This is a genomic window from Thermohahella caldifontis (assembly GCF_041153465.1).
GTDB classification, from domain to species: Bacteria; Pseudomonadota; Gammaproteobacteria; order Pseudomonadales; family Oleiphilaceae; genus Thermohahella; species Thermohahella caldifontis.
Genome location: NZ_CP154858.1, coordinates 3,419,642 through 3,444,746, shown reverse-complemented (window position 1 = coordinate 3,444,746; position 25,105 = coordinate 3,419,642). Strand labels below are relative to the sequence as shown.

General features: G+C 58.6%; 21 protein-coding genes. 11 read left to right on the top strand and 10 right to left on the bottom strand.

Annotation, left to right across the window (positions count from 1 at the left end; genetic code table 11):
- The first annotated feature begins 111 nt into the window (after positions 1-111).
- A complete protein-coding gene (locus AAIA72_RS16745; RefSeq protein ID WP_369600308.1) occupies positions 112-1,281 on the top strand; it encodes an ISNCY family transposase in 1,170 nt (389 codons plus the stop codon).
- 261 nt (positions 1,282-1,542) lie between these two features.
- On the opposite strand, the gene AAIA72_RS16740 is transcribed toward AAIA72_RS16745, so the two are convergent.
- The 9 genes from AAIA72_RS16740 to AAIA72_RS16700 form a co-directional block, all read right to left on the bottom strand.
- Positions 1,543-2,118, bottom strand: a complete 576-nt coding sequence (locus AAIA72_RS16740) for a sulfite oxidase heme-binding subunit YedZ (protein WP_369601420.1) — start codon at positions 2,116-2,118, stop codon at positions 1,543-1,545.
- Positions 2,119-2,134: 16 nt separating this feature from the next.
- Positions 2,135-3,109 carry a protein-methionine-sulfoxide reductase catalytic subunit MsrP gene (gene msrP / locus AAIA72_RS16735; RefSeq protein WP_369601419.1) on the bottom strand — a complete coding sequence of 325 codons (975 nt, stop codon included), beginning with the start codon at positions 3,107-3,109 and terminating at the stop codon, positions 2,135-2,137.
- 54 nt (positions 3,110-3,163) lie between these two features.
- Entirely contained in the window at positions 3,164-3,988 is an 825-nt protein-coding gene (gene pssA / locus AAIA72_RS16730) for a CDP-diacylglycerol--serine O-phosphatidyltransferase (RefSeq protein WP_369601418.1), read from the bottom strand.
- 95 nt (positions 3,989-4,083) lie between these two features.
- Complete coding sequence (ilvC, locus tag AAIA72_RS16725; protein WP_369601417.1) at positions 4,084-5,103, bottom strand: ketol-acid reductoisomerase; 1,020 nt, start codon at positions 5,101-5,103, stop codon at positions 4,084-4,086.
- Positions 5,104-5,168: 65 nt separating this feature from the next.
- Positions 5,169-5,660 (bottom strand): acetolactate synthase small subunit, encoded by a 492-nt coding sequence (gene ilvN, locus AAIA72_RS16720; RefSeq protein ID WP_369601416.1) that lies wholly within the window; start codon positions 5,658-5,660, stop codon positions 5,169-5,171.
- A 2-nt stretch (positions 5,661-5,662) separates the two neighbouring features.
- The gene (locus AAIA72_RS16715) at positions 5,663-7,390 is read right to left on the bottom strand and encodes an acetolactate synthase 3 large subunit (RefSeq protein ID WP_369601415.1); all 1,728 of its coding nucleotides are present in this window, start codon (positions 7,388-7,390) and stop codon (positions 5,663-5,665) included.
- 204 nt (positions 7,391-7,594) lie between these two features.
- The gene (ptsP, locus tag AAIA72_RS16710) at positions 7,595-9,889 is read right to left on the bottom strand and encodes a phosphoenolpyruvate--protein phosphotransferase (protein WP_369601414.1); all 2,295 of its coding nucleotides are present in this window, start codon (positions 9,887-9,889) and stop codon (positions 7,595-7,597) included.
- A gap of 72 nt (positions 9,890-9,961) precedes the next feature.
- Positions 9,962-10,420: a hypothetical protein gene (locus AAIA72_RS16705; RefSeq protein WP_369601413.1), complete on the bottom strand. Its 459-nt coding sequence runs from the start codon at positions 10,418-10,420 to the stop codon at positions 9,962-9,964.
- Positions 10,421-10,563: 143 nt separating this feature from the next.
- A complete protein-coding gene (locus tag AAIA72_RS16700; RefSeq protein ID WP_369601412.1) occupies positions 10,564-11,727 on the bottom strand; it encodes an NnrS family protein in 1,164 nt (387 codons plus the stop codon).
- A gap of 146 nt (positions 11,728-11,873) precedes the next feature.
- Here AAIA72_RS16700 and AAIA72_RS16695 point away from each other — a divergent pair, with 146 nt between their 5' ends.
- Positions 11,874-12,929: an efflux RND transporter periplasmic adaptor subunit gene (locus AAIA72_RS16695; protein ID WP_369601411.1), complete on the top strand. Its 1,056-nt coding sequence runs from the start codon at positions 11,874-11,876 to the stop codon at positions 12,927-12,929.
- Entirely contained in the window at positions 12,916-16,122 is a 3,207-nt protein-coding gene (locus AAIA72_RS16690) for an efflux RND transporter permease subunit (RefSeq protein ID WP_369601410.1), read from the top strand. Before AAIA72_RS16695 ends, AAIA72_RS16690 begins: the two co-directional genes overlap by 14 nt.
- Positions 16,123-16,135: 13 nt before the next feature.
- Here the strand turns inward: AAIA72_RS16690 and AAIA72_RS16685 are convergent, their stop codons facing one another.
- Positions 16,136-18,001 carry a beta-ketoacyl synthase gene (locus AAIA72_RS16685; RefSeq protein WP_369601409.1) on the bottom strand — a complete coding sequence of 622 codons (1,866 nt, stop codon included), beginning with the start codon at positions 17,999-18,001 and terminating at the stop codon, positions 16,136-16,138.
- A gap of 150 nt (positions 18,002-18,151) precedes the next feature.
- Between AAIA72_RS16685 and AAIA72_RS16680 the strand changes: the two genes are divergently transcribed.
- From AAIA72_RS16680 to cydX, 8 genes are all read left to right on the top strand, one after another.
- Entirely contained in the window at positions 18,152-19,138 is a 987-nt protein-coding gene (locus AAIA72_RS16680) for a GlxA family transcriptional regulator (RefSeq protein WP_369601408.1), read from the top strand.
- 119 nt (positions 19,139-19,257) lie between these two features.
- On the top strand, positions 19,258-20,544 hold the full coding sequence (locus tag AAIA72_RS16675) for an NAD(P)/FAD-dependent oxidoreductase (RefSeq protein ID WP_369601407.1): 1,287 nt from the start codon (positions 19,258-19,260) through the stop codon (positions 20,542-20,544).
- Positions 20,541-21,350 (top strand): sulfite exporter TauE/SafE family protein, encoded by an 810-nt coding sequence (locus AAIA72_RS16670; protein WP_369601406.1) that lies wholly within the window; start codon positions 20,541-20,543, stop codon positions 21,348-21,350. The genes AAIA72_RS16675 and AAIA72_RS16670 overlap by 4 nt, the downstream gene beginning before the upstream one ends.
- A gap of 20 nt (positions 21,351-21,370) precedes the next feature.
- Positions 21,371-22,078: an MBL fold metallo-hydrolase gene (locus tag AAIA72_RS16665; RefSeq protein ID WP_369601405.1), complete on the top strand. Its 708-nt coding sequence runs from the start codon at positions 21,371-21,373 to the stop codon at positions 22,076-22,078.
- Entirely contained in the window at positions 22,059-22,265 is a 207-nt protein-coding gene (gene cydP, locus AAIA72_RS16660; protein ID WP_369601404.1) for a cytochrome oxidase putative small subunit CydP, read from the top strand. The genes AAIA72_RS16665 and cydP overlap by 20 nt, the downstream gene beginning before the upstream one ends.
- The gene (locus AAIA72_RS16655; RefSeq protein WP_369601403.1) at positions 22,249-23,796 is read left to right on the top strand and encodes a cytochrome ubiquinol oxidase subunit I; all 1,548 of its coding nucleotides are present in this window, start codon (positions 22,249-22,251) and stop codon (positions 23,794-23,796) included. The genes cydP and AAIA72_RS16655 overlap by 17 nt, the downstream gene beginning before the upstream one ends.
- A 16-nt stretch (positions 23,797-23,812) precedes the next feature.
- The gene (gene cydB / locus AAIA72_RS16650; RefSeq protein ID WP_369601402.1) at positions 23,813-24,946 is read left to right on the top strand and encodes a cytochrome d ubiquinol oxidase subunit II; all 1,134 of its coding nucleotides are present in this window, start codon (positions 23,813-23,815) and stop codon (positions 24,944-24,946) included.
- Positions 24,947-24,962: 16 nt separating this feature from the next.
- The gene (gene cydX / locus AAIA72_RS16645) at positions 24,963-25,073 is read left to right on the top strand and encodes a cytochrome bd-I oxidase subunit CydX (RefSeq protein ID WP_369601401.1); all 111 of its coding nucleotides are present in this window, start codon (positions 24,963-24,965) and stop codon (positions 25,071-25,073) included.
- Positions 25,074-25,105 lie beyond the last annotated feature (32 nt).

Here is a 25,105-nt window from a genome sequence, read left to right as displayed (position 1 = left end):
TGTTGGGAGCAAATAAACTGTCCGGACTTGTAGCACGTGATTTGTCCGGTTTCATGATCACCAAGGAGGTGAGCCATGAGACGGACAGAACTGCTACAGGAGATCCGGAAAATGCGATTCGAAGAAGCCTATACGGGATGGACCGAGAAACGGCTGACCCAGGAAGAGGCGGCGCGGCTGCTGGGGGTCTGTGAGCGGACCTTCCGGCGCTATATCGACCGCTACGAGGAGGAGGGCCTCGACGGCCTGATCGACAAGCGCCTGAGTCAGGTTTCCCACCGCAAGGCCCCGGTGGATGAGGTTCTACGCCTCGAGGCGCTCTACAAGGAGCGCTACGACGGCTGGAACATCAAACACTTCTACAGCTTCTACCGCGACCGTCACGGCGGCACACGCAGCTATACCTGGGTACGGAACACCTTGCAGAAGGCAGGCCTGGTCAAGAAGGCACCGGCTCGGGGTAAGCATCGTCGACGCCGCGAGCGGGCGCCCATGGTCGGCATGATGCTCCACCAGGATGGCTCCACCCACGAATGGGTTCCCGGCCACCACTGGGATCTGATCATCACCTTCGATGACGCCACCTCTGAGCACTACTCCATGTTCTTCGTCGAGGAGGAAGGCACGGCTTCGAGCTTCCAGGCCATGCGAGAGGTCATCACCGATCACGGCCTTCCCTCGAGCCTCTATACCGACCGGGGCAGTCACTACTGGCACACCCCCAAGGCCGGCGGCAAGGTCGACAAGTCCAACCTCACCCAGTTCGGCAGGGCCATGGCCCAGCTCGGGGTCGAGATGATCCCCGCCTATTCCCCCGAGGCCCGGGGCCGCTGTGAGCGCCAGTTCGCCACCCATCAGGGACGCCTGCCCAAGGAACTTGCAGCCCAGGGCATTACCACCATGGCGGCGGCCAACCGCTACCTTCGGGAGCACTACCTGCCGGCCTTCAACCGGGAGTTCTGCGTCAAACCCGCCGTCGAGGGCAGCGCCTTCGTGCCTTTCATCGGCCCTGGACTGGACGACATCCTGTGTGAGCAGTACGAACGCACCGTGAACAAGGACAACTGCGTCTCGTTCGAGGGACTCAAGCTGCAGATCCCTGCCGACCGCTATCGGCGCCATTACGTCAAGGCCAAGGTTCGGGTACACCGTTATCCTGATCGCTCCCTGGCGATCTTCCACGGCCCCAGAAGACTGGCCAGTTACACCCCAGAAGGCCTGCCCTTCGACCCCCTCGAACCTATTGATCAGGCACCGGCCAACGTCCGCTGCCAAGTCTGATCATCAGTGGACCCAAAGCGGACAGTTTATGTGCTACAAAACCGGACAGTTCTATTTGTTGCTAACACCTCTTTTTCGCTTCCCCGTTCCTTCGGGGCGACCTCTCCGGGCACCGCCCGTCGAAGTGAGTGCGCATTATAGGGATCGTCCGGCGCTTTGCAAGACTTTCGTCACAAAATTTTTTCTGCGGCTGATTCGAGTGCCGTGACACACAAGTACAGACACGCATCCTCCCGACATCCGGCTACCCTGCACCCCACCTCAGGCCAGCAATCGTGCAAGCTTTTGTCTTCTTTCGACCATCAACACGAGATAAATGACGGTTGCCAGCACGAGCAATCCATAATCGGCCCGTGTAAGCCAGTACCAGTGAACCAGCACCAGCAATCCCGCGATATAGACCATGGCATGCAGGCGAATCCAGTTTTTTTTCAGGCGCTTTTGCCAACCCTTTGTCGAGGTCAGGGCCATTGCTGCAAGAATGACCCAGGCGAGACCGCCCAAGAGTGCATAGGGCCGCCTGAACAGTGTTTCCAGCCCGTCCCGCCACTCCCAGAGCAGCGTCAGCACGGCCAGAGTATGCAGCGTCGCATAGGCAAAGGTCCACAATCCAAACATGCGGCGGAAGCGGACAAGATTCAGAAAACTTCTGCGCTGAAGCGTGGAGATGGCCAAGGTGAGCCCCAGCATGATGACCGCTGCATCTGCAAAAACGAGCGTGACATGCTTTGCCGGGTCAGGCACGATCCCCGCTCCTCCGGTCATCACCCAGGCTATCCATGCAAGAGGCAGCGCACCGGATACCCATGCCACCCACCACCGGGTTAATCGACTCACTTGCTGACTCACCTGCTCAGTACCACTGACGAAGGTCCATACCGGCATACAAACCGGCCACTTCTTCATAGCCGTTGAACATTTCCGTTTCCCGCCGCGACAACCCCAGAAAACCTGTCCCGGGGATGGTTCTCTCGGTGCGCTGGCTCCATCTTGGATGATCAACCTGCGGATTCACATTGGCGTAAAAACCATATTCCTCCGGCGCCAGGGTATTCCAGGTGGTTTCCGGCTGTTCTTCAACGAAGGTGATTCTGGCAATGGACTTGATGCTCTTGAACCCGTACTTCCATGGCACGACCAGTCTCAGGGGGGCACCATTGGCCTTGTCCAGCGGCTTGCCATAGGCGCCAACGGCGAGCAGCGTCAGCGGATGCATGGCTTCGTCCATGCGCAGGCCTTCCCGATAGGGCCAGTCTATCCGGAGCAGCGCCGATTTCTGGCCCGGCATTTCCCCGGGGCGAACCACGGATTCAAACGCCACGAAGCGCGCGCGACTGCTGGGCTGCAGGCGTTCAATGACGGTGGCAAGCGGTATGCCGATCCAGGGCACCACCATGGACCAGGCCTCCACGCACCGGAGCCGGTATATGCGCTCTTCCAGCATCGCATCACGAATCAGGTCATCCAGCCAGTAGTCGCCCGGCTTGCCGACCAATCCATCCACCCTGACGCGCCACGGGTCCACGTTGAATTGTGCTGCCTTGTCGGCAGGGTCGCTCTTGTTGGGGCCGAACTCGTAAAAGTTGGCGTATTCGCGATGGTACTCGGGAGGCGTGACACCTTCCCGGTCTTGCCAGCGCAGGTCCACGTCACTCAGCTTCTGCCTCAGGAGAGGAGTGCCTTGCCAGGCCGTGGTTGACGAGGCCGGCCATCCGGTAGCCGGCAAGGTCGCTGCAGCCAGAAAGGCCAGAGATTGCCCCATGAAACGGCGACGATTGAGGAACACCGCTTCCGGTGTAACGTGACTCTCCTTGAGAATCCGGGTCATAAAATGGCTCCGCGTGATCAGGTTGTCATTCAGACACGCGGAGCCGGGCAGAGTTCAACCCTGGGCACGGCGTTTTCTGAGCAGTCTCTTGATCGCCTGGAATGGACCGGACAGCGTATAGATCAAAAACCCACCAAAGAGGGTGCGGGCCGGATCCAGCGCAATGATGGAGATCACCAGAACAATCACGAGGATGATGAAGAATGGCACCCTGCCCTTGAGGTCAATGTCCTTGAAGCTGTTGTAGAGGATATTGGACACCATCAGGATGCCGACACCTGCCACCAGCAATGCCGTCAGCACAGCCAGCGCCCCGTCGGTATCCAGGCCGTTTAGAGACCAGACCAGGCCTGCGACAATGGCTGCCGCCGACGGACTGGGGAGACCGACAAAATACTTCTTGTCCACTGATCCAATTTGAGTATTGAAGCGTGCCAGACGCAAGGCTGCTCCTGCCACGTAGATGAAGGCTGCAACCCAGCCGAGCTTGCCCAGCCCCACCAGCGCCCAGTTGAATGCCACCAGAGCAGGCGCCACACCAAAGACCACCATGTCTGACAGGCTGTCATACTCGGCGCCGAAAGCGCTTTGTGTGTTGGTCATGCGGGCAACACGGCCATCCAGGCCATCCAGTATCATGCTGACAAAAATGGCGATGGCGGCATTGTCAAAGTGACCATTCATGGAGGCCACGATGGCATAAAACCCGGAGAACAGGGATGCGGTGGTGAACAGGTTGGGCAGGAGATAGACCCCCCGCCTCACGACGCGGGCATTGCCGACGACTTCCTCTTCGACGACTTCGGCATCACCGATGGCAGGCTCAAGATCGGGATCAGCAGGCGTGCCGATCTGCTTTTTGGATTCTTCAGAAGACATGAAGCCCTCCAGCTCACGTTGGAAGGCTCCATTATCACCAATTCAGCGCGGCCGGCAAGCAATCCTTTCCGGGTTCACTTGTCGGCGCATGCCAATCAGTTCTTGGTCTTGTCTACCAGACGGTTCTTGGCAATCCAGGGCATCATGCTGCGCAGCTTCTCACCCACGATTTCAATGGGGTGTTCGGCAGCGATGCGACGCTTGGCCTTGAGGGTTGCCTGGCCAGCCTGATTTTCAAGGATGAATTCGCGCGCGAACTCACCTGTCTGAATTTCCTTCAGGATCTTGCGCATTTCATCCTTGGTCTGCTCGGTGATCAGGCGCGGGCCGCGCGTGACGTCACCATACTCGGCAGTATTGGAGATGGAGTAGCGCATGTTGGCAATGCCGCCTTCGTACATCAGGTCGACAATGAGCTTGAGTTCATGCAGACACTCGAAGTACGCCATTTCAGGCGCGTAGCCAGCTTCAACCAGCGTTTCGAAACCGGCCTGAACCAGTGCGGTGGCACCACCACACAGAACAGCCTGCTCACCGAACAGGTCAGTTTCCGTTTCTTCACGGAATGTGGTTTCGATAATGCCTGCACGGCCGCCACCGTTAGCGCTGGCGTAGGACAGGGCAATTTCCTTGGCCATGCCGCTGGCATTCTGATAGACCGCGATGAGCGACGGCACACCACTGCCCTGTACGTACTGACCGCGAACCGTGTGGCCCGGCCCCTTGGGCGCAATCATGATCACGTCCAGATCTGCGCGGGGCACGATCTGCTGGAAGTGGATGTTGAAGCCGTGCGCGAAAGCCAGTGCAGCGCCCTGCTTGATATTCGGTTCGATTTCATTGCGGTACAGAGCAGCCTGATGCTCGTCCGGCGTGAGGATCATGACCACGTCCGCGTCCTTCACGGCTTCAGCCACTTCCTGAACCTTCAGCCCGGCATTTTCAGCCTTGACCCAGGAGGGGCTGCCCTTGCGCAGGGCCACAACGATGTTCTCGACACCGCTGTCCTTCAGGTTGTTGGCGTGGGCATGGCCCTGAGAACCATAACCTACAATGACGACCTTCTTTTTCTGGATGATGGACAGGTCCGCGTCTTTGTCGTAATAAACTTGCATTCTATAACCTCTGGTATTGTGCCTGTGCCGTTACCGGCTGAGCGTTTGCTTGAAAAATGTGCTTGTCAGATGGACAGCGTCTTCTCTCCACGAGAAATTCCGGAGACTCCGGTTCGTACGACCTCCATGATGCAGGGCCGTCCGATCGCCTGAATGAAGGCGTCCAGTTTTTCCGTGCTGCCCGCGAGCTGCACGGTATAGACGGAGCTGGTCACATCGACGATCTGACCACGGAAAATGTCCACCGTGCGCTTGATCTCGGCGCGCTGGGCCCCGGATGCCTTGACCTTCAGCAGCAGGAGCTCGCGCTCGATATGACTGCCTTCGGTCAGATCGACAACCTTGACGACTTCAATCAGCTTGTTGAGTTGCTTGGTGATCTGCTCGATCACCTTGTCATCCCCGGCAGTGGTCACGGTCAGACGCGACAATGTCGGGTCATCCGTGGGGGCGACTGTCAGGGTTTCGATGTTGTAGTTGCGCTGGGAAAAGAGGCCGACAACACGCGACAGTGCACCGGGTTCGTTTTCCAGCAGCATGGACAGTATGCGTCTCATGGTTACACCCTCTCCGTCTTGCTCAGCCACATGTCTTTCATGGAGCCGCGTGCGACCTGCATGGGATAGACGTGCTCGTACGGGTCAACCATGACATTGACGAATACCAGCTTGTCCTTCATGGCAAAGGCCTTGCGCAACCCCTCCTCAAGCTCTTCCGGGCTCGTGATGGTAATGGCCTCATGACCATAGGCTTCCAGCAGCTTGTGAAAGTCCGGGAGCGACTTCATGTAGGACTGGGAGTGACGGGACTCGTAGTTCATGTCCTGCCATTGCTTGACCATGCCCAGTGACTGGTTGTTGAGGCAGATAATCTTGACGGGCAGGTTGTACTGACTGCAGGTGGACAGTTCCTGAATGTTCATCTGGATACTGCCCTCACCCGTGACGCAGATGACTTCCTCATCCGGGAAGTTGAGCTTGATGCCCATGGCAGCGGGCAGGCCAAAGCCCATGGTGCCCAGTCCACCCGAGTTGATCCAGCGGTTGGGCTTGTCAAACTTGTAGTATTGAGCGGCAAACATCTGATGCTGCCCGACGTCAGAACAGACGTAGGCGTCGCCCTTGGTGATGCGATAGAGGGCTTCGATCACGGCCTGCGGCTTGATCATGTCCGTGTCGTCAGTGCGATAACGACCACCATGGAATGCGCGCCACTCGTCGATCTGCTTCCACCACAGCTTCAGCGCCTCACGATCCGGCTCCCGGCCGCTCTCCTTCAGCTGATGCAGCATTTCCTTCAGCACAGCATCCACCGGGCCGACAATGGGCACGTCCGCCTGGATGGTCTTGGAGATGGATGCCGGGTCGATGTCGACGTGAATGATCCGGGCACCCGGACAGAATTTCTCCGGGGCGTTGGTGACCCGGTCATCAAAGCGGGCACCAAGTGCAATGATCAGATCCGAGTGGTGCATGGCCATGTTGGCTTCGTAACTGCCATGCATGCCCAGCATGCCGATGAACTGCTTGTCGGTACCCGGGAAGCCGCCCAGTCCCATCAGGGTGTTGGTCACGGGGAAACCGAGCAGATGTGCAAGCTCGGTCAGACGCTTCGAGGCGCCGCCCATGATGATGCCGCCACCGGAATAGATCACTGGCCGTTTGGCATTGAGCATCATGTCCAGCGCTTTCTTGATCTGGCCGGCATGCCCCTTCTGCGGCGGCTGATAGGAGCGCATGCGGATCTTGCGCGGAAAGACATACTCGTAGCGCTCGTTGGGGGCGGTCATGTCCTTGGGAATATCCACCACCACGGGCCCCGGCCGTCCTGACTGGGCAATATAGAAGGCCTTGCGCAGTACCGTGGGGATCTCGCTGGGATGGCGGATGCTCATGTTGTGCTTGACGATCGGTCGGGACACGCCGTTCATGTCCGTTTCCTGGAAGGCATCCTGGCCGATCAGCGTGGAGGGTACCTGCCCTGTCAGGACCACCATCGGAATGGAATCCATGTAGGCTGTCGCGATGCCGGTGATGGTATTGGTGGCACCGGGGCCGGAGGTCACCAGTGCGACACCGGCCTTGCCGGTCGCACGTGCGTAGCCATCAGCCATGTGCACGGCAGCCTGTTCATGCCGCACCAGGATATGTTTGACCTTGTCCTGACGAAACAGCGCGTCGTAGATATGAAGCACGGCACCACCCGGGTAACCGTAGATGTACTCCACACCTTCGTCCTGCAGGAAGCGGACAATCATGTCGGCGCCGGACAAATATTCTGCTGTCACCTTTTCCTCTCTATGCTTGCGTACCTGATTTCCGGAAAGTCTTTCCGGGGACTCGTGAAGGCGTCCCGCGTACGGGTCGGCTTCGCTTACGCTCGATTCTGACGATGAGAGGTTATCTCCGATGGTTTGATAAGGCGCCGTCCGGGATCGCCGGACAGGGGCCTGGTCGAGCAAAGGCCAATTGTGACACGGTTGCCCGCGCTGTCAAGTGCGACGCTGGCCGCCGGCGCGTGTGAGTGCGTCCAGCCCATACTCTTCCAGTACGCTGTCCAGCAAAGCGTGAATGTCGTCACGCGACTGCATGGTGCGCGTTTTCTTCCAGACGCTGCGTGCCCGCTCCGCAGGAATGGTGCGTATCACCCATTTGGCCTTGAGCAGATTGGCCGCCGAAACACTGATCTTGCGCACGCCCATGCCCATGAGCAGGATCAGCGCTGCCGGGTCTGCGGCCATCTCGCCGCAGAGACTGAGCGGAATTCGCTTTTTCTGGCTGAAGGCCACAATATAGGCAATGGCCCGAAGAACTGACGGGTGCAGCCAGTCGTAGAGATCGGCCACTTTGGGATTGTTGCGGTCCACGGCCAGCCAGTACTGAGTAAAGTCATTGGTTCCCAAAGAAAGATAGTCTGCCCGCTCCGCCAGTTCGTCCAGACAGGTCATGACTGCAGGGACTTCCAGCATAACGCCGACAGGGGGTAATTCCACTTCATGCCCCTGATCCCGCAACTGCGCCTGAGCCTCAACCAAAAGGCTCCGGAAGGCGTCCACTTCATGCCAGTCACAAACCATGGGCAACATGATGGAGAGGTTGCCGAGCCCGATATTGGCACGGAGCAGCGCCCGGATCTGCGTCATGAATACAGCAGTGTTGTCCAGCGTGAAGCAGATGCCCCGCCAGCCCAGAAAAGGATTGTCTTCCTGAATCTCGTAGTAGGGCAACGGTTTGTCACCCCCGACATCCAGAGTTCGGATGTGCACCGGTTTGGGCGCATACGCTTTCAGCACATGACGGTAAATCCCCACCTGCTCGTCTTCGGAAGGGAAAGACGCATGCATCATGAATGGAATTTCACTGCGGTAGAGTCCCACACCTTCCGCACCACGTTCCAGTCCGGGTGTGATATCGGCCAACAGGCCAGTGTTGGCGTAGAGTACAACACGCTCTCCATCCGGTGTTTCTGCCGGCTGATTACGCAGCGCATCCAGCCCTTTGTACAGCCTGCGCTCACTGCGCTCGAGCCTGCGATATTCCTTCAGGAGTTCGGGAGAGGGATGAAAGATGACTTGCGCCCGGTATCCATCCACAACCGCCCAGGCGCCATTCACCTCGGAGCGATTCAGATCCGACACACCCATCACGGCCGGAATACCCAGTGCACTGGCCAGCACGGCAACGTGAGAGAGTGCCGCGCCACCAATGCACACGACCGCAGCGAGCTTCTCCTGCGGGTAACGTGTCAGATCAGCAATGGAAAGCCCTTCCCCCGTCAGAACCATGCGATCAGGCAAGGCTTCCACATCAGGGGTATTGTGCTCACCCCGAAGCGCGCTGAAGACAAGGTTGCCGATATGACGGATGTCTTCGCTCTTTGCCCGCAGGTACGGATCATCCATCTGCTCAAAAATACGGGCATGTGCATCCACCGTTCGCTTGACCGCTGCCGATGCACTGTAGCCTTGTCGGATATGGCTGGCGACTTCGTTCACCCAGGCCTGATCCGAGAGGATCATCTTGTACACCTTGAACAGGGCCTGGACATCCTTGGGGGCTGCCGAGCCGAGCTGATTCTGGCTTTCCTTCAGCGCCTCCCGGGCAATTCTGACGGCGTTCTCGAAGCGTTCCATTTCGGTTTCAACCGAGGTGGATCGCTCGTCTTCATCCACCGTCCCGAGGTCAGCGGTACGCTTGAGCCACACGACCTGCCCGACGGCTATGCCAGGCGCACCACGCAAACCGACAACCCGCAGATTCCTCTTTAAACGCTCGTTATGCAGCTCGGCCAGTATATTGTTGTCCAGCAGGTGCTTGATGGTACCTGCAAGCTGTGCGGCGACCGTGATCAGGAAGGCCTCGGCAGACTCACTGAAAGGTTGCTCGCGTTCAGTCTGAACAACGATGACACCAATCAGTTTGCGAAAGTGGACAATCGGCGCCCCCAGAAAGGACTTGAAACGCTCTTCCCCGGACTCCGGGAAAAACCGGAAACTGGGGTGACTCGCGGCATCCGCCACATTGACCAGTTGAATATGGCTGGCCACGTGGCCGACCAGACCCTCACCGACAGGCATACGCACACGCCCAACGCTGCCTTCTTCAAGTCCACAGGTCGCAGCAAGCACCAAGGTGTTCTGTTCCTGATCCAAGAGGTAGATGGAGCAGACCTGTGCGTCCAGAGCATCACGCACCCGCTTGACAATCAGCCCGAGAAGATCCCTCGGGCTGCGCAGGTCTGCAGCCTCCTGAAAGATGGCTCTTAAGGTTTGCAAGGGTTCCTGCATGATGGGGCATTCTCCGGGCCGGGTTGCTTATGCGTTATTTGTCATGAACTGGTGACGTGCCTCCTGACCGGTTCACTCCGCTTGCCACTCGGCTTCAAGCCTCAGCTTCAGCAGTTGGGCTTCAGGCGCGGTCAGCCCCTTGCCTGTCATTGCCTCAATGCGGGCCTCGATCTCGCGGATACGCTGATCCTTTTCGGCTGGCGCCAGATCTCTACGCTTGAGCACTTCGGCAATGTCTGCCTGCAGGGACTCCAGCACCTGCCGGTTGCGTGCCCAGCCCTGCTCAACCTGCTGATCAAGCTGCTGCAATGCTTCGCGGGCATCTTCGTCGTCAAGATCGCGGATGGCATCAAGCGCCTGCCGGCAATCCTCGCGCTCGGAAGCATCCTCGCAGATGCGCTCTATGGTTGTCACCAGAGTTGTTGCGGCGTCATGTCCCGGTGCTGCCGGAGATTCGGACAGGGACGGCCCGGACGTTTCCTCGGGCACAGTGGAGCGGTTGACCTCAAACGGTGTTTGCTGCGGTTGCACCTGTATCTCCTGTCCGGGTTGTGAACGCCACGCTCCCGCCAAGAAGATTCCACCTCCTGCAGCGAGCACAAGGATCAGAGCCACAAGTTTTCCGCGCATGCCAGACCTCCGTCAAGGGCAAGTCTAGCACGCCGGCACAACGCTCAACCAGCCCTGCCGTCCAAACGGGGTCGCAAGTATATGGGTAGCATCCGCACCACATAGAGCAGGACGACAGCACCAAAAAGCATCAGCGCCAGCGTTGTGGCGGGTCCGATGAGCTGGCCTGTGAGGCTGGCAGCCACACGGGTGATGGCGGCAATCTGCAGCAGCACGAAGAGCGCGACAACCTGTGGCGGCATGACCAAGGGCCTGCCCGAGTGACCATGGGTAACCCGGGTCACCATGGCAATCAGCAGACTGCCGAAATAGCCCAGCGCCAGGGCATGAAATCCGGCATCCCAGGCACCGGCGGCCCAGGGACTGAGCGCCATGAGAAGACCTGCCAAGGGCAACCAGGCAAATCCCACGTGCAGACTGCCCAGCAGCATGGGTTTCATGCACCGGAATGGCTGCCATTTCACTGCGAGCCAGCCGCTGGTTGCGGCGAGCAGAATACCCGCGCCGGCGCGCAACAGGGCCAGGTCCGCCAACTCGCCCACCGCCAGACCTGCCGCACAGGCCAGCAGGACCCAGAAGGCCCAGTCCGGTCGGTAAAACCGGTAGCCCGCTACAACGCCACGAGAGAAAAATGGAATCATCCGGTGAGAAACCGAGATGAAGACCGGCACCATGCATAACAGTATCCAGAGACGGGCCAGCAGCCAGAGACGCCCCCATTCGGTCTCGTGAACCACTCCCAGCAAGGCGACTTCAATCAATGCACCGAGAATCAGGGCGGGCAGCGTGCCCCAGACATGCAGGGCCACCTTTTCAGCCTGACGAACCACATGCACGAGCGCAGCCACCGCCCAGGACCAGCCGGCAAGATGAACCAGCAGCCCGACGGTCACCAGTACGGAAGAGACCAGCGTCCCGCCAACAATCATCAGAATACCCGCCAGCTGGAGTCCGGCGGCAGGGACGTAGAAGCGTCCGGATATGGGCGCGGTATCCATCCAGCGCGGGTACGTGGTCATCAGAAATCCATAGAAAAACGGACTGAACACACCCATGGCCATGACCCAGGGGTGCCACATGAGCAGAGGCATACCGCTGAGGCTGCTGCCGGGCCAGAGATACACCACCAGCCACCAGATGACCGACACCAGCGCCGTGACCATGCCCGTGGCAAAAAAAACGCGATGCGGGGCACTGAGCAATACCATAGTTATTCCCTCGGAAATTTTGGTGGCATTATGCCAGTCTCTGCTCATCCCTGCATTTGATACGTATCAATCACCACTTTAAATTCCTTGTTTGGAATATACTTATCTTCTACACTATATAGATCAACTGGAGGAGGCTTTCATTCATGCAGATCATACGCTGGACAGTCCTGTTTTTCGCACTGTTTTGCAATGCATTGCTGGCGGCTGCCGAGCTGCCCACCACGGAAGTGGCACGCCACGCCGTGGACCAGACCCTGCGCCTGGATGCTGTGGTCGAGGCCGTGCATCAGTCCACTCTGGCCGCCCAGACATCCGGGCAGATTGAGGCCATTTATGTGGACGCGGGAGATCTGGTTCCGGCCGGTACCGAACTGCTGCGCATCAATGACCGCAATCAGCGTGCCGAGCTGGAAGCCGCCCAGGCGGCTCTGGCGGCCGCACGCGCCGAACTGGATGATGCAACCACGGCGCTGAAACGGACCCGCAGCCTTTTTGAAAAGAAACTGGCATCCAAGCAGTCGCTGGACAGCGCCGAAGCCCGCTACAACGTCGCCAAGGCGCAGACCGAAGCGGCAGAGGCGCGGGTCAAGAGCGCCAGGGAGCAGCTGGCCTATACCGTGGCCATTGCGCCTTACACCGGGATTGTCCTGGAGCGGCATGTCAACCTCGGTGAGGTGGTGGCGCCAGGCACCCCCCTGTTCACCGGCACGTCTCTGGATGCCCTGCGGGTGGTCACGCAGATTCCCCAGAATGACATGCCGCGTGTCCGGCAGTACATGCAGGCTACGGTAACCTTGCCGAACGGCACTCGGTTGGTGCGTCAGGGTGACCGGGAGATCCGCTTCTTTGCCTATGCTTCCCCGCAGACAGCGACCTTCAAGGTACGGGTCAACCTGCCCGAGAAACTGCCGGATCTGTATCCGGGCATGCTGCTCAAGACCGAATTCAAGATTGGCGAGCGCGAGGCACTGACCATTCCTGCTCAGGCGGTAGTGGCCCGGGCAGAACTTCGGGCCGTCTATGTCCTGGCCGGGGATGGCTCGCTCCGCTTCCGGCAAATCCGCACCGGTCGCCAGTTGTCCGACGGCCAGGTTGAGGTCCTGTCCGGCCTGGAAGCCGGTGAAAGGGTGGTAACCGAACCGGCTCGCGCCATTGCTTTGCTGTCAGATCGGGAGGTGATTGTCCATGACGCCCAATGAGCGCCTCGGGATTTCCGGCCGTCTGGCCCGAGCCTTCTTTGACAACCAGATCACGCCACTGCTGGCGCTGGTCGCGGTACTGCTGGGCGTTCTGGCGGTCGTCATCACGCCCAAGGAGGAAGATCCCCAGATTGACGTGACCTTTGCGAACGTCTTCATTGCCTACCCTGGTGCCTCGGCGGAAGAGGTGGAGTCACTGGTTGCGTCTCCAGCGGAAAAGATGCTCTCCGAGGTGCGGGGGCTGGATCATATCTACTCGGCGTCCATGCCCGGCATGGCAGTGCTATCCGTCCAGTTCAAGGTGGGCGAGCCGCGTACTGATGCACTGGTTCGCCTCTATAACAAGCTGTATTCCAATCAGGACTGGCTGCCGCGCAATCTGGGTGTCATGCAGCCCATTGTCAAACCCAAGGGCATTGATGATGTGCCGGTGTTGTCCCTGACCCTGAGCGGCACGGATGGCCTGGTTGACCGGCTGCAACTGGCACGGGTGGCACACGCCATTGAGGCGGAAATCAAGCGCATCCCCGGCACCAATGAAGTCGTCACCATTGGTGCACCGGACGATGTGGTGAACGTGGAACTGGATCCGGCCCGGATGGCTGCCCTCGGTATCAGCTTCGACGATCTGCGGATGGCTCTGCAGGCCACCAATCAGACGTCCAATTCCGCCAGCACTCTGGCCGGTGGCCGTGCGGTGGCCGTGCAGGCTGGTGCCTACCTGACGGATCTGGAGGGCCTGCGGGAGCTGGTGGTGGGGATGCATGAAGGTGCGCCCGTGTTCCTGGAAGATGTGGCCCGGATCGAACGCACCGGTTACACCCCTTCCAACATGGTGCTGCAATACCCCGGCGCCGGCTCTGAAAAGGGTGCTGGCCTGCCCCGCCCTGCCGTCACGCTGGCCATTGCCAAAAAATCCGGCGTCAATGCGGCGGATGTGGCCGATGCGGTCATGGCCCGGGTGGATCAGTTGCGCGGCACTTATATTCCGGACAATGTGGAGGTCACGGTCACGCGCAATTATGGAGAGACCGCGACGGACAAGGCCAACACCCTCCTGAAGAAGCTGCTGCTGGTGACCACGGTGGTTGTGCTGCTGGTGGGCGTGACGCTGGGCCGGCGTGAAGCCTTCGTGGTCGGCGCCGCGGTGATTGTGACCCTGATGGCCACCCTGTTTGCATCCTGGGCATTCGGCTTCACCATCAACCGGGTTTCCCTCTTCGCCCTGATTTTCTCCATCGGCATTCTGGTCGACGATGCCATTGTGGTGGTGGAGAACATTCACCGTCACATGACGCTGGGTGGCAAAACGCTTCGTGAAGCCATCCCCCTGGCCGTGGATGAGGTGGGTGGCCCCACCATTCTGGCCACCTTCACCGTCATCGCGGCACTCCTGCCCATGGCTTTTGTCACCGGTCTCATGGGACCCTACATGAGTCCGATCCCCATCAATGCCAGTGCGGGCATGTTCCTGTCCCTGCTGGTGGCGTTCATGTTCACCCCCTGGCTGATGTTCAGGGTGTTCCGAAACAGCTCATTCGGGGATCACAAGGATGAGGAGGCCCATACGGCCGAGGTGGCCCATGGCCTCATGCATCGGATCATGCGGCCCTTCCTCTACGGTTCCCACACGTCCCTGAAGCGCCGATTGCTGTATCTGAGCATGGTGGTGCTGATCGGTGGCTCCATGGCGCTGGTGGTGACCCAGCATGTGATCCTGAAGATGCTGCCCTTCGACAACAAGTCCGAGTTTCAGGTGATCGTGGACATGCCCGAGGGGACGTCCCTGGAAACCACAGCGCGCGTGCTGGATGAACTGGCCACCTGGCTTCAGAAGGTACCGGAGGTCACGGACATCGAGGCCTATGCCGGGACGTCCTCTCCCATCAACTTCAACGGCCTGGTGCGGCAATACTACCTGCGCAGTGCACCCAATCAGGGCGACCTTCAGGTCAACCTGAAGAGCCGCCACGAGCGGGACCGGGTGAGCCACGACATCGCGCTGAGTGTTCGCGAACCCCTGCAGGCCATTGGCAAACGTTACGGTGCCAATGTGAAGATCGTGGAAGTGCCCCCGGGACCGCCGGTGCTTTCGCCCATCGTCGCCGAGGTGTATGGTCAGAACTATCCGGCCCAGATCCACTTTGCAAAATCCATCCGCTCGGTGTTTGAACAGACGGATGGTGTGGTGGATGTGGATGATTCCGTCGAAGCGGACACGACGCGCTACATCGTCCATGTGGACCAGCAGAAGGCCGCACGACTCGGCGTTTCCCAGGCCTCCATCGTGGCAGCCATGACGGCGGGGCTGAAGGGCGAGGATGTGAGTTATCTGCACAGTCCCACTGCCCGCTACCCCATCCCTGTTCGCCTGGGCTTCAATACGGCGGACAAGGCGGACCGGGATCAGTTCCTGCAGTTGCGGGTGCGGAGCCAGTCCGGGCAACTGGTGCCCATCCGGGATCTGGTGCACATTGAGGAAACCGACCACGAGAAGACCCGGTATCACAAGGATTTGCTGCCGGTGGTCTATGTGACGGCCGACGGGGCCGGTGAAACGGACAGCCCGCTCTATGGCATGTTCGACATCCTGGGCACACTTTCCGACCAGTATCCCGGACTGGAACAGGCGCTGACCAGCCAGCCGGAGAATCCCTACGTGCCCAGCATCAAGTGGGATGGGGAGTGGCAGGTGACCTATGAAACCTTCCGCGACATGGGCATTGCCTATGCGGTGGGTCTGGTGGGCATTTTCCTGCTCATCGTGGCACAGTTCCGCTCCTACCTCATGCCGCTGGTCATCATGGCGCCGATTCCCCTGACCCTGATCGGGATCATGCCGGGCCATGCCCTCTTTGGTGCCCAGTTCACCGCCACCTCCATGATCGGCATGATTGCACTGGCCGGGATCATCGTGCGCAACTCGATTCTGCTCGTGGATTTCATCCGTGTCCGCCAGGATCAGGGGTTTGATCTGCGTGAGGCGGTGATCGACGCGGCCGCCACGCGGGCACGCCCGATCATCCTGACCGCCCTGGCTGCCATCCTGGATGCCTTCTTCATCCTGGATGATCCGATCTTCAACGGCCTCGCTGTCGCGCTGATTTCCGGCGTCTTCGTCTCCACCCTGCTCACGCTGGTGGTGATTCCGCTGCTTTACTTCTCGGCCACCCGCCGGCGTCACGGACTCTGATGTACGGAGGGGGTCACCCCTCCGTCTTCAGTTTTCCATAAGGATTGGGCACCTTGAGGGAGACCGCTTGCGGATAACCCTCCAGCCCGATCCCCTCTCCATCCAGCGTCACCTGCTCATCGTCCAGCACCGTTTCGCCGAAGCGGTAGATGACCTCATACTCACCTGCCTGTGCACGCTCCCGATATGCGGCAGAGGCCGTTGCCACCACTTCATGCCGGCTTGCCCAAGCCGCCAGCGCCGCCTCACCATGACGCTGCCGCAGCAGGGCGCGGGTGAGCCCCGGACCCAGTACCGGTGCCGTGGCATTGGCCCCTCCGAATCCCTTGCTGTTGAGCAAGGCCACAGAGTCCCCGGCCTGCTCCAGCGTTCGGGTACCGGTGCGGATATCCAGATGATCGGCAAACACATCATCCGCCACCTTGTCGATGGTCGGAATGCCGGGCAGCAGGCCATGCTCGAACACCCCCAGAGCAGAAGCCATCTGGTCGCCACTGGCCACTGAAATGCTGTGGCCGTAGAAGGCCTTGACTGCAGCCAGCGGCCATTTCTCCACACCAAAGTGTTCGGCAACCCGGTGGAAGATGCGCGATTCCGTGACCCGGTTCTGGGGCGTACCTGAGCCGTGAGCCATGATGAAGGTCCGGTTGCGCAACACCTCATCGCCCAGCATGTCCCGGACCAGTTGTGCAGCCCGCGCGAAGGTCAGATAGTTGCCCACTCCCGGACCACTGATGGAGCGCTTGAAGCCATCCGCATGAGTGTACACGTCGGGCACGGCGCCCAATATCTGGGCACCCAGCTCAAGCGCCAGCGCATCATCCATCAACACGATCGCCTGGGCCGACTCTCCCAGAGTAAATCCGCAGTTTTCGCCGAAGGGACGGCTGCTGTGCCGCGGATCACTGTTTTCCGTACCATCCAGCTTGTTCAGCCGTTCCTGTGTGGCCAGTGCACCCATGGCATTGAAGCCTTCCACAATCTCCGGGGTGATGGGCGCTTCGGCGTTGATGACCATCGCAACCCGGACACGACCGGCCTGAATGGCGTGCACCGCGTCCCGCAGGTTATAGAGAAAAGTGGCGCAGGCGGCAATGGCGCAACTGCTCTCTCCCACGTTACCCAGCACGTAGGCGTTGATGAAATCCGCCGGCATGGAGTTGATGCCCATGGCCAGACTCTTGCTGGACACGCGCTCTCCCTTGAGCCAGGCCTGCATGGTACCGCCCATGCCTTCGGCCTGTGTTGGCGGAAAGCCGGTCCCCCCATAGACGCCGATCTGATCCGGCGCGACATGCGCCAGAATCCGGTCCCAGGCAATGCCCATCTGATGCAGCGCATCGCTGGCCGCAAAGAGGGCCATCTGTGTCCCCCTTGGCTGAAAACGGGCGTTATAGTAGCGCGCCGGATCAAACCCTTCCGGCAACTGGCCGGCAGACTTCACGTCGGACTGCCGGGACACGGTAATACGCACCTGCTTGGGCCGGGTGACCGTAATCCGCGCCTGACCGTCTTCCTGCATCTCAACCTGCCAGTGTTCGGGAATCGCGGCCGGCAACTCGCGGCGCGGCAAGGTAAAGGTCAGCGGCGCTTCCACGGAAGCGGGCAGATCCACGTTTCTGCACATTGGAAGATTGTCGGGGTCGTAATGCGGATGGGTGATCCGGCGAATGAGCGTGCCCTCGAGCAGCGCCCGTTCGCCCGCCTTGTCCGTGGTGACATCCGGGCCACGCAAGGTAGCGAGTCCGCGCAGGACGTCTGCACGCTGATCCGGGTTCAGCGCATCCCATACCGTTCTCAGGTAGGCGTGATGGAAGGATGTCCGCCCGCCGGCGTTGATGCCGCCCATGGCAACAATACAGGGCAATGGTGTTTTCATGAAAGCATGACCTCAGCGCGTTAACGAATGCATGACGTTCATTCTAAGTCAGACGGGGAAATACAGTTGATCTTTAAGGACATTAAGTTGATATTTAAGGACAGCACCATTTAGCCATTGGTCTAATCATAAAGCCAACGAGGATCAGTCATGGATCTGTCTCTGGTGCTGGTGGTATGCCCCGGCATGCTGGCCACCAGCCATACCTTCGCCCTGGAGATGTTTCGTACGGCCGAGAGCCATGCGCGGGCAAATCAGCGCCGACGCGCTCCCCGTCTGACCGTGTGGCAGGCGGGGACGGAAGCCGTGACGACTCAGTCCGGCCTGATCCTCACGCCCGATGCCCATCCCGATACGCTCGACCGGCCCGACCTCGTGCTGATTCCCAGTCTGTGGCGCAATCCCCTGCGCACACTGAAGCAACACCCCTTCTGGCCGGAAACACTCAGGCGCTGGCATGAAGCCGGCGCCACACTGGTCGCAACCGGAACCGGCTCCGTCATCCTCGCTGCCAGCGGTCTTCTGGATGGCAGGGTCGCCACCACACACTGGCATTATTTTGACACCTTTCAGCGATTGTTCCCCGCCGTCGACCTGAAGCGGGATTTCTTCATTACTCAGAGCGGGCCGTTCTACTGTGCGGCCTCGCTCAATGCGCTGGCCGATCTGACGGTACACCTGATTGGCAACTTTTTCGGTCTGGCCACGGCACGCCATGTGGAACGTCACTTCTCCCATGAGATTCGTCAACCCTATGCACAACGCCGTTTCCTTCAGGGGGATCCGCACCGGCATACGGACGAAGTGATTCTTTCGGTGCAGCTCCGGATTCAGGAGCGCCCCGATTACCGGCCCACATTACGTGAGGCTGCTGCCCTGGCGGGGCTAACGGAACGGACCTTTAGCCGGCGTTTCCGCCAGGCTACCGGGATCACCTTCCACGATTATCTCACTCAGGAGAAACTGAAGCTGGCCACCAGCCTCCTGCGGGACACCAACCTCTCCATTGGTGAAATCGGTCTTGCTGTCGGCATCCAGGACAAGGGACAGTTTTCGCGCTGGCTCCAGCGCCACACAGGTACGACCGCCAGTCAGTACCGGATCAGCTACCGGAAAAAGGTGTTCTCTACATCATGAATATTATTTTTGGCTATATGCTTATTCTTTTTAGCACGATTTAATCCAAGCCGTCTGTGGCAGGCTGAATCTCCGTCATATATAATTTTTTTTGCATATAATCATAAAAGGAGATTACTATGGCTCACGTGGTGGTTATCGGTGCGGGCACCGGGGGAATGCCCTGTGCCTATGAACTCAGAGATGCACTCAAGGATCAGGCGCACGAGATCACACTGATTAATGAGCGGCCGGATTTTCAGTTTGTCCCCTCCAACCCCTGGATTGCCGTAGGTTGGCGTGAACCGGAGCAGATCAGCTTCCCTATTGAACCACATCTCAGGAAGCGCAAGATCAACTTCAAATGTGCACGAGTCGATCATATTGACGCGAAGGCATCCCGGCTGGAACTCTCTACCGGGGAGACACTGGATTATGATTACCTTGTCATCGCCACCGGGCCGCAGCTGGACTTCTCGCATGTACCCGGCACCGGCCCGGAAGCCGGCACAGCATCCGTCTGCACGCTCTCACATGCCATCCAGGCACATGAAGACTTCCAGGCACTGGTCAGGAATCCAGGGCCCGTGGTAGTCGGTGCTTTGCCTGGTGCCAGTTGTTTCGGCCCGGCCTATGAATATGCCTTTATCGTTCACAAGGCCCTCGCTGACCTGAAGATCCGTGACAAGGTGCCCATGTACTATGTCACACCCGAGCCCTATATCGGTCATCTGGGTCTCGCAGGAGTCGGAGACTCCAAGACCATGCTCGAGAGTGCACTCAGACATCGTCATATTCAGTGGATCACCAATGCCAAAGTGACCCGTGCGGAAGAAGGCGTCCTCTACGTGGATGAACTGAATGAAAACGGCGAACTGAAAAAACAGCATGAACTGCCCTATCGTCACAGCATGCTTCTGCCTGCCTTCAAGGGGGTGGATGCCGTGGCATCCGTACCGGATCTGTGCAATCCCAAGGGCTTCGTGATCACCGACGAATACCAACGTTCACCCGTCTATCCGAATATCTATGCCATTGGGGTCTGTGTAGCCATCCCGCCTGTAGAGGCCACACCGGTGCCCACCGGCACGCCCAAGACGGGGTACATGATCGAATCCATGGTCACCGCGGTGGTTCACAATATTCAGAATCAGATCGAAGGCAAGGCACCAGACCACAAGCCCAGCCTGGCAGCATTGTGCCTGGCCGACATGGGTGATTCAGGTGCAGCCTTCCTGGCCATGCCGCAGATTCCGCCTCGCAACGTCACTTGGTACAAGGAGGGCCGGTGGGCCCACTGGGCCAAGGTGGCTTTTGAGAAATATTTCATCCACAAGATGAAGACCGGCAAGAGCGAGCCTTTCTACGAGAAACTGACACTGAGAGCCGTGGGCCTCACCCGCCTGAAGGACAAGGTGACACCATGATCCTGCTGGTGGGGCTGATCATCGGTCTGGTACTGGGCCTGACAGGTGCCGGGGGCTCCCTTCTGGCCATCCCGCTGCTCGTCTATGGCCTGGGCGAACCTTACAAGATCGCCGTGGGCCTTTCGCTGCTTACCGTACTGACCGGTGCGCTCTGGGGGGCCATCCACGGCTACCGGGACAGACTGGTGGCACTTGCCCCTGCAGCCGTTTTTGCGCTGGGCGGGATGGCAGCGGCTCCGGTAGGATACCGGCTGACCCACATCCTTCCGGAAAAACCGCTGATGGCCGCCTTTCTCGTGCTGATGGCCATCATTGCCTTGCGCATGCTGAGGCAAGCGCGACAGGCACCGCATCAGACACACCAGGTACGGGCGAAGCTCACAGCGGGAGCGTCCGCCCAAGCCATCTGCCGGTTTGCACAAGGCCGCACGACCCTCAACTGCCGCATGGCACTGGTGATCGCCGGCCTGCTCACCGGGCTGCTGTCCGGTTTGTTCGGGGTCGGTGGCGGCTTTCTGATCGTGCCGATCCTGATGTGGATGTCCGATCTGCCAATCGAGCGTGCCATCGCCACCTCACTGGCCGTCATTGCCGCCATTTCCCTGTCCGGATCACTGTCCTTTCTGGCCCACACTTCACTTGAAGATTACGGCCGGATCATCCTCATGCTGATGGCCGGCTCCCTGACCGGCATGACACTGGGCCGGTATCTGGCCGGACGACTGGCCGGGCCCGGACTGCAAGTGCTTTTCGCTTCAGCCTTGCTTGCACTGGATCTGTTCATGGGTCTCAAACTCATCACCTGAACACCAAGGAGGTTTCCGACATGCTCAGGCAACTGATCGATTTCGACACCAATACCTATACCTACCTGCTGTGGGATGATGCAGCCGGAGAAGCACTGATCATTGACCCGGTCAAATCCCGGGTGCCTCTGTACCTGCAGTTGCTGAATGAACTGGGCCTGACACTGAGACTGGCCATTGATACCCATGTTCATGCGGATCACATCACCGGCATGGGAGCGCTGCGTGACGCGACCGGTTGCACCACTGCGCTGGGCAAGGAAACCGCTGCCACGTGCGTGGATCAGGTTTTTGAGGACGGGGATGTACTCCGTGTGGGAAACATCCACCTCAGGGCATTGCATACCCCGGGACATACTCAGGACTCCTACTGCTTTCATGAGGCCGGGGCAGGCCGGGTGTTTACCGGTGATACGCTGCTGATCCGGGGTACCGGCCGGACCGACTTCCAGAACGGAGATCCCGCTGCCCAATATGACAGCCTTTTCGGAAAGCTGCTGACCTTGCCCGGAGAAACGATTGTCTATCCGGGGCACGACTACCGCGGCATGACCCATTCGGCCATTGCCGAGGAGAAAGCCTTCAACCCTCGCTTGCAGGTCAGAAACCGTGAAGAGTATGTGCGCTTGATGAATGCCCTGGATCTGCCTGCGCCGCGTTACATGGATGTGGCCGTTCCGGCCAATCTGGCCTGCGGGGAGAGCCGGGATGCAGCTCAACAAGGATAATCATGGATGGGTACGTCGCGAGCTCGTTACGGTACTGGTGCTCAAGGTTGCCGCATTGATCGCAATCAAGCTCATGTTTTTCAGTGATGCACCTGCCATGACCGAACAGATATTTGCTCATGATATCTATGGAGTAAAGCCTTCACAGACATTAACCAAGGAGACTGGCCATGACCGAAGCCGTTGATCTGGCCCGGCTGCAGTTTGCAGTTACCGCCATGTACCACTTCCTCTTTGTACCCCTGACGCTTGGCCTGTCCTTTATTCTGGCGATCATGGAGTCTGTTTATGTGATGACAGGCAAACAGATCTACAAGGACATGGTCAGGTTCTGGGGCAAACTATTCGGTATCAACTTTGCACTCGGCGTCGCAACCGGGCTGACCATGGAGTTTCAGTTTGGCACAAACTGGGCCTATTACAGCCACTACGTAGGTGACATCTTTGGCGTTCCTCTGGCTATAGAAGGGCTTATGGCCTTCTTCCTGGAATCAACCTTGGTCGGTCTATTCATCTTCGGTTGGGATCGCCTGACGAAGGTCCAGCACTTGGTCGTAACCTGGCTTGTCGCACTGGGCTCCAATCTCTCGGCACTCTGGATTTTGATTGCAAATGGCTGGATGCAGAATCCTGTCGGTGCGGAGTTCAACTATCAGACCATGCGCATGGAGCTGACCAGCCTGGCAGAAGTGTTCTTCAACCCTGTTGCTCAAGTGAAATTCGTCCACACCGTTTCCGCAGGATACGTGACCGGAGCCATGTTCGTGCTGAGCATCAGCGCCTACTACTTGCTCAAGGGGAGAGATGTGGCCTTCGCAAAACGCTCCTTTGCCATTGCCGCATCCTTTGGCCTGGCTTCCGCACTTTCTGTCATCGTATTGGGAGACGAAAGCGGTTATGAAACCGGTGAAGTTCAGAAGGCAAAGCTGGCTGCCATTGAGGCCGAGTGGGAAACTCAGGCGCCCCCTGCAGATTTTACGCTGATTGGCTTTCCCGATCAGGAAGCACAGGAGACACATGGCGCCATCAAGATCCCCGGAGTATTGGGGCTAATTGCCACACGTTCACTTGACGAGTCCGTAATCGGTCTGAAAGAACTGATTGCCAAAAACGAAGCCCGCATCCGGACTGGTACAGAAGCACTTGTACTGCTCAACCGTCTACGTGCCGGTAACGCAACGGAGGCAGAAAAAGCCCGTTTTGATACCATCAAGGGGGACCTGGGGTATGGTCTGTTGCTCAAGCGCTTTGCTCCGGATGTATCCAAAGCAACCGAAGCAGACATCCGCACCGCCGCACTCAACAGCATTCCCCGAGTCGCACCACTTTTCTGGACTTTCCGACTCATGGTAGCCGCTGGTTTCTTCATGTTGCTGGTATTCATTCTGGCTTTCTGGCATGCAAGCAAGCGCACCGCGCACAACAGGCCCTGGTTGTTACGGATGGCACTGTTTTCCCTGCCTCTGCCTTGGGTCGCCTGTGAAGCAGGATGGTTCGTGGCCGAATATGGTCGCCAACCCTGGTCTATCGCAGAAGTCTTGCCGGTCCATCTCTCAGCATCATCCCTCTCTGCCAGTGATGTAATGCTGAGTCTGGCAACGTTCATTGCCTTCTATACGCTCTTGCTTGTTGCCGAGATGTACCTGATGATCCGATTTGCCAAACAAGGTCCCGGGAGTCTGGGTACCGGCCGCTATGCCATTGAATCAGCGCATTAACTAAAGGAGACCAACCATGTTGGATTATGAAACACTCAAACTGATCTGGTGGGTATTGGTTGGCCTGCTGCTGATCGGCTTCGCTGTTACCGATGGTTTCGATATGGGGGTCGCGGCGCTATTGGGCATCCTCGGCCGAACAGACGACGAGAAACGCGTCCTTATCAATACAGTGGCTCCACACTGGGATGGAAACCAAGTCTGGCTTGTTACTGCAGGCGGCGCGCTGTTTGCCGCTTGGCCATTGGTTTATGCAGCTGCCTTTTCAGGATTCTATTGGGCCATGATGGTAACATTGGTAGCGCTGTTCTTTCGCCCGACCGGTTTTGATTACCGCAGCAAAGTTGATGATCCGCGCTGGCGTCGCTTCTGGGACATGGGACTGATCGCCGGTGGTACAATCCCACCTGTCATATTCGGTGTTGCCTTCGGTAACCTGCTCCAGGGTGTACCATTCCACTTTGACGAACTGACCCGCCCCTATTATGACGGCAGCTTTTTCGGGCTTCTTAATCCTTTTGGGTTATTTGCCGGTGTCCTGTCACTCATAATGGTCATAGCACACGGAGCGCATTGGCTTACGCTCAAAGCAGACCAATCCATCGCCGTGCGAGCACGCCGGATTGCATACACCTTCTCTCTGGCGACTGCCACCTTGTTCATCTTGGGTGGGGTTTGGGTTAGTATGCTTCCTGGCTATCAGATCTCCCAGATCGGGGACGTGGGACAGGCACTTTCTCCCCTGAACAAAACCGTTGTAACCGGTGCTGGCTGGATGGTCAACTTCAGCGTTTATCCAATCATGTGGTTAGCTCCGGGGTTGGGTGTTGGAGGCAGTGTGCTGGCCGCACTGGCACAAAAGGCAAACCGTCACGGGGCGGCCTTCGCGGCCAGCAGCCTGTCCATCGCGGGCATTATCACCACTGCCGGTTGTGCCTTGTTTCCCTTTGTCATGCCCTCCTCAGTGGATCCGGCATCCAGCCTGACCATCTGGGATGCAGTATCCAGCGAGAAAACACTTCGCATCATGTTCTATGTAGTGTTGCTCCTGTTGCCGATTGTTCTGGGTTATACCCTCTGGTCCTACATCAAGATGTTTGGACGGGTGAGAGTTTCCGACATTCAGACGGCATCCAAGACTTGGTACTGAAGGAGGGAAAGCGTATATGTGGTACTTTACCTGGATTCTCGGCGTACTACTGGCTAGCAGTTTTGGCATAATCAATGCCATGTGGCTGGAGGCACAGGAAAATTCAGAATCATCCGACGATGCTTGATGCTGAATACCTGATTTAAAGAGACACGCACC

Coding starts and splice junctions, on each gene's coding strand:
- AAIA72_RS16695 (WP_369601411.1), top strand. CDS start 11,874: ATGCAGATCATACGCTGGACAGTCCTGTTTTTCGCACTGTTTTGCAAT.
- cydX (WP_369601401.1), top strand. CDS start 24,963: ATGTGGTACTTTACCTGGATTCTCGGCGTACTACTGGCTAGCAGTTTT.
- AAIA72_RS16655 (WP_369601403.1), top strand. CDS start 22,249: ATGACCGAAGCCGTTGATCTGGCCCGGCTGCAGTTTGCAGTTACCGCC.
- AAIA72_RS16745 (WP_369600308.1), top strand. CDS start 112: ATGCGATTCGAAGAAGCCTATACGGGATGGACCGAGAAACGGCTGACC.
- AAIA72_RS16690 (WP_369601410.1), top strand. CDS start 12,916: ATGACGCCCAATGAGCGCCTCGGGATTTCCGGCCGTCTGGCCCGAGCC.
- AAIA72_RS16680 (WP_369601408.1), top strand. CDS start 18,152: ATGGATCTGTCTCTGGTGCTGGTGGTATGCCCCGGCATGCTGGCCACC.
- ilvC (WP_369601417.1), bottom strand. CDS start 5,103: ATGCAAGTTTATTACGACAAAGACGCGGACCTGTCCATCATCCAGAAA.
- AAIA72_RS16685 (WP_369601409.1), bottom strand. CDS start 18,001: ATGAAAACACCATTGCCCTGTATTGTTGCCATGGGCGGCATCAACGCC.
- AAIA72_RS16700 (WP_369601412.1), bottom strand. CDS start 11,727: ATGGTATTGCTCAGTGCCCCGCATCGCGTTTTTTTTGCCACGGGCATG.
- msrP (WP_369601419.1), bottom strand. CDS start 3,109: ATGACCCGGATTCTCAAGGAGAGTCACGTTACACCGGAAGCGGTGTTC.
- pssA (WP_369601418.1), bottom strand. CDS start 3,988: ATGTCTTCTGAAGAATCCAAAAAGCAGATCGGCACGCCTGCTGATCCC.
- AAIA72_RS16675 (WP_369601407.1), top strand. CDS start 19,258: ATGGCTCACGTGGTGGTTATCGGTGCGGGCACCGGGGGAATGCCCTGT.
- ptsP (WP_369601414.1), bottom strand. CDS start 9,889: ATGCAGGAACCCTTGCAAACCTTAAGAGCCATCTTTCAGGAGGCTGCA.
- AAIA72_RS16665 (WP_369601405.1), top strand. CDS start 21,371: ATGCTCAGGCAACTGATCGATTTCGACACCAATACCTATACCTACCTG.
- ilvN (WP_369601416.1), bottom strand. CDS start 5,660: ATGAGACGCATACTGTCCATGCTGCTGGAAAACGAACCCGGTGCACTG.
- cydP (WP_369601404.1), top strand. CDS start 22,059: ATGCAGCTCAACAAGGATAATCATGGATGGGTACGTCGCGAGCTCGTT.
- AAIA72_RS16670 (WP_369601406.1), top strand. CDS start 20,541: ATGATCCTGCTGGTGGGGCTGATCATCGGTCTGGTACTGGGCCTGACA.
- cydB (WP_369601402.1), top strand. CDS start 23,813: ATGTTGGATTATGAAACACTCAAACTGATCTGGTGGGTATTGGTTGGC.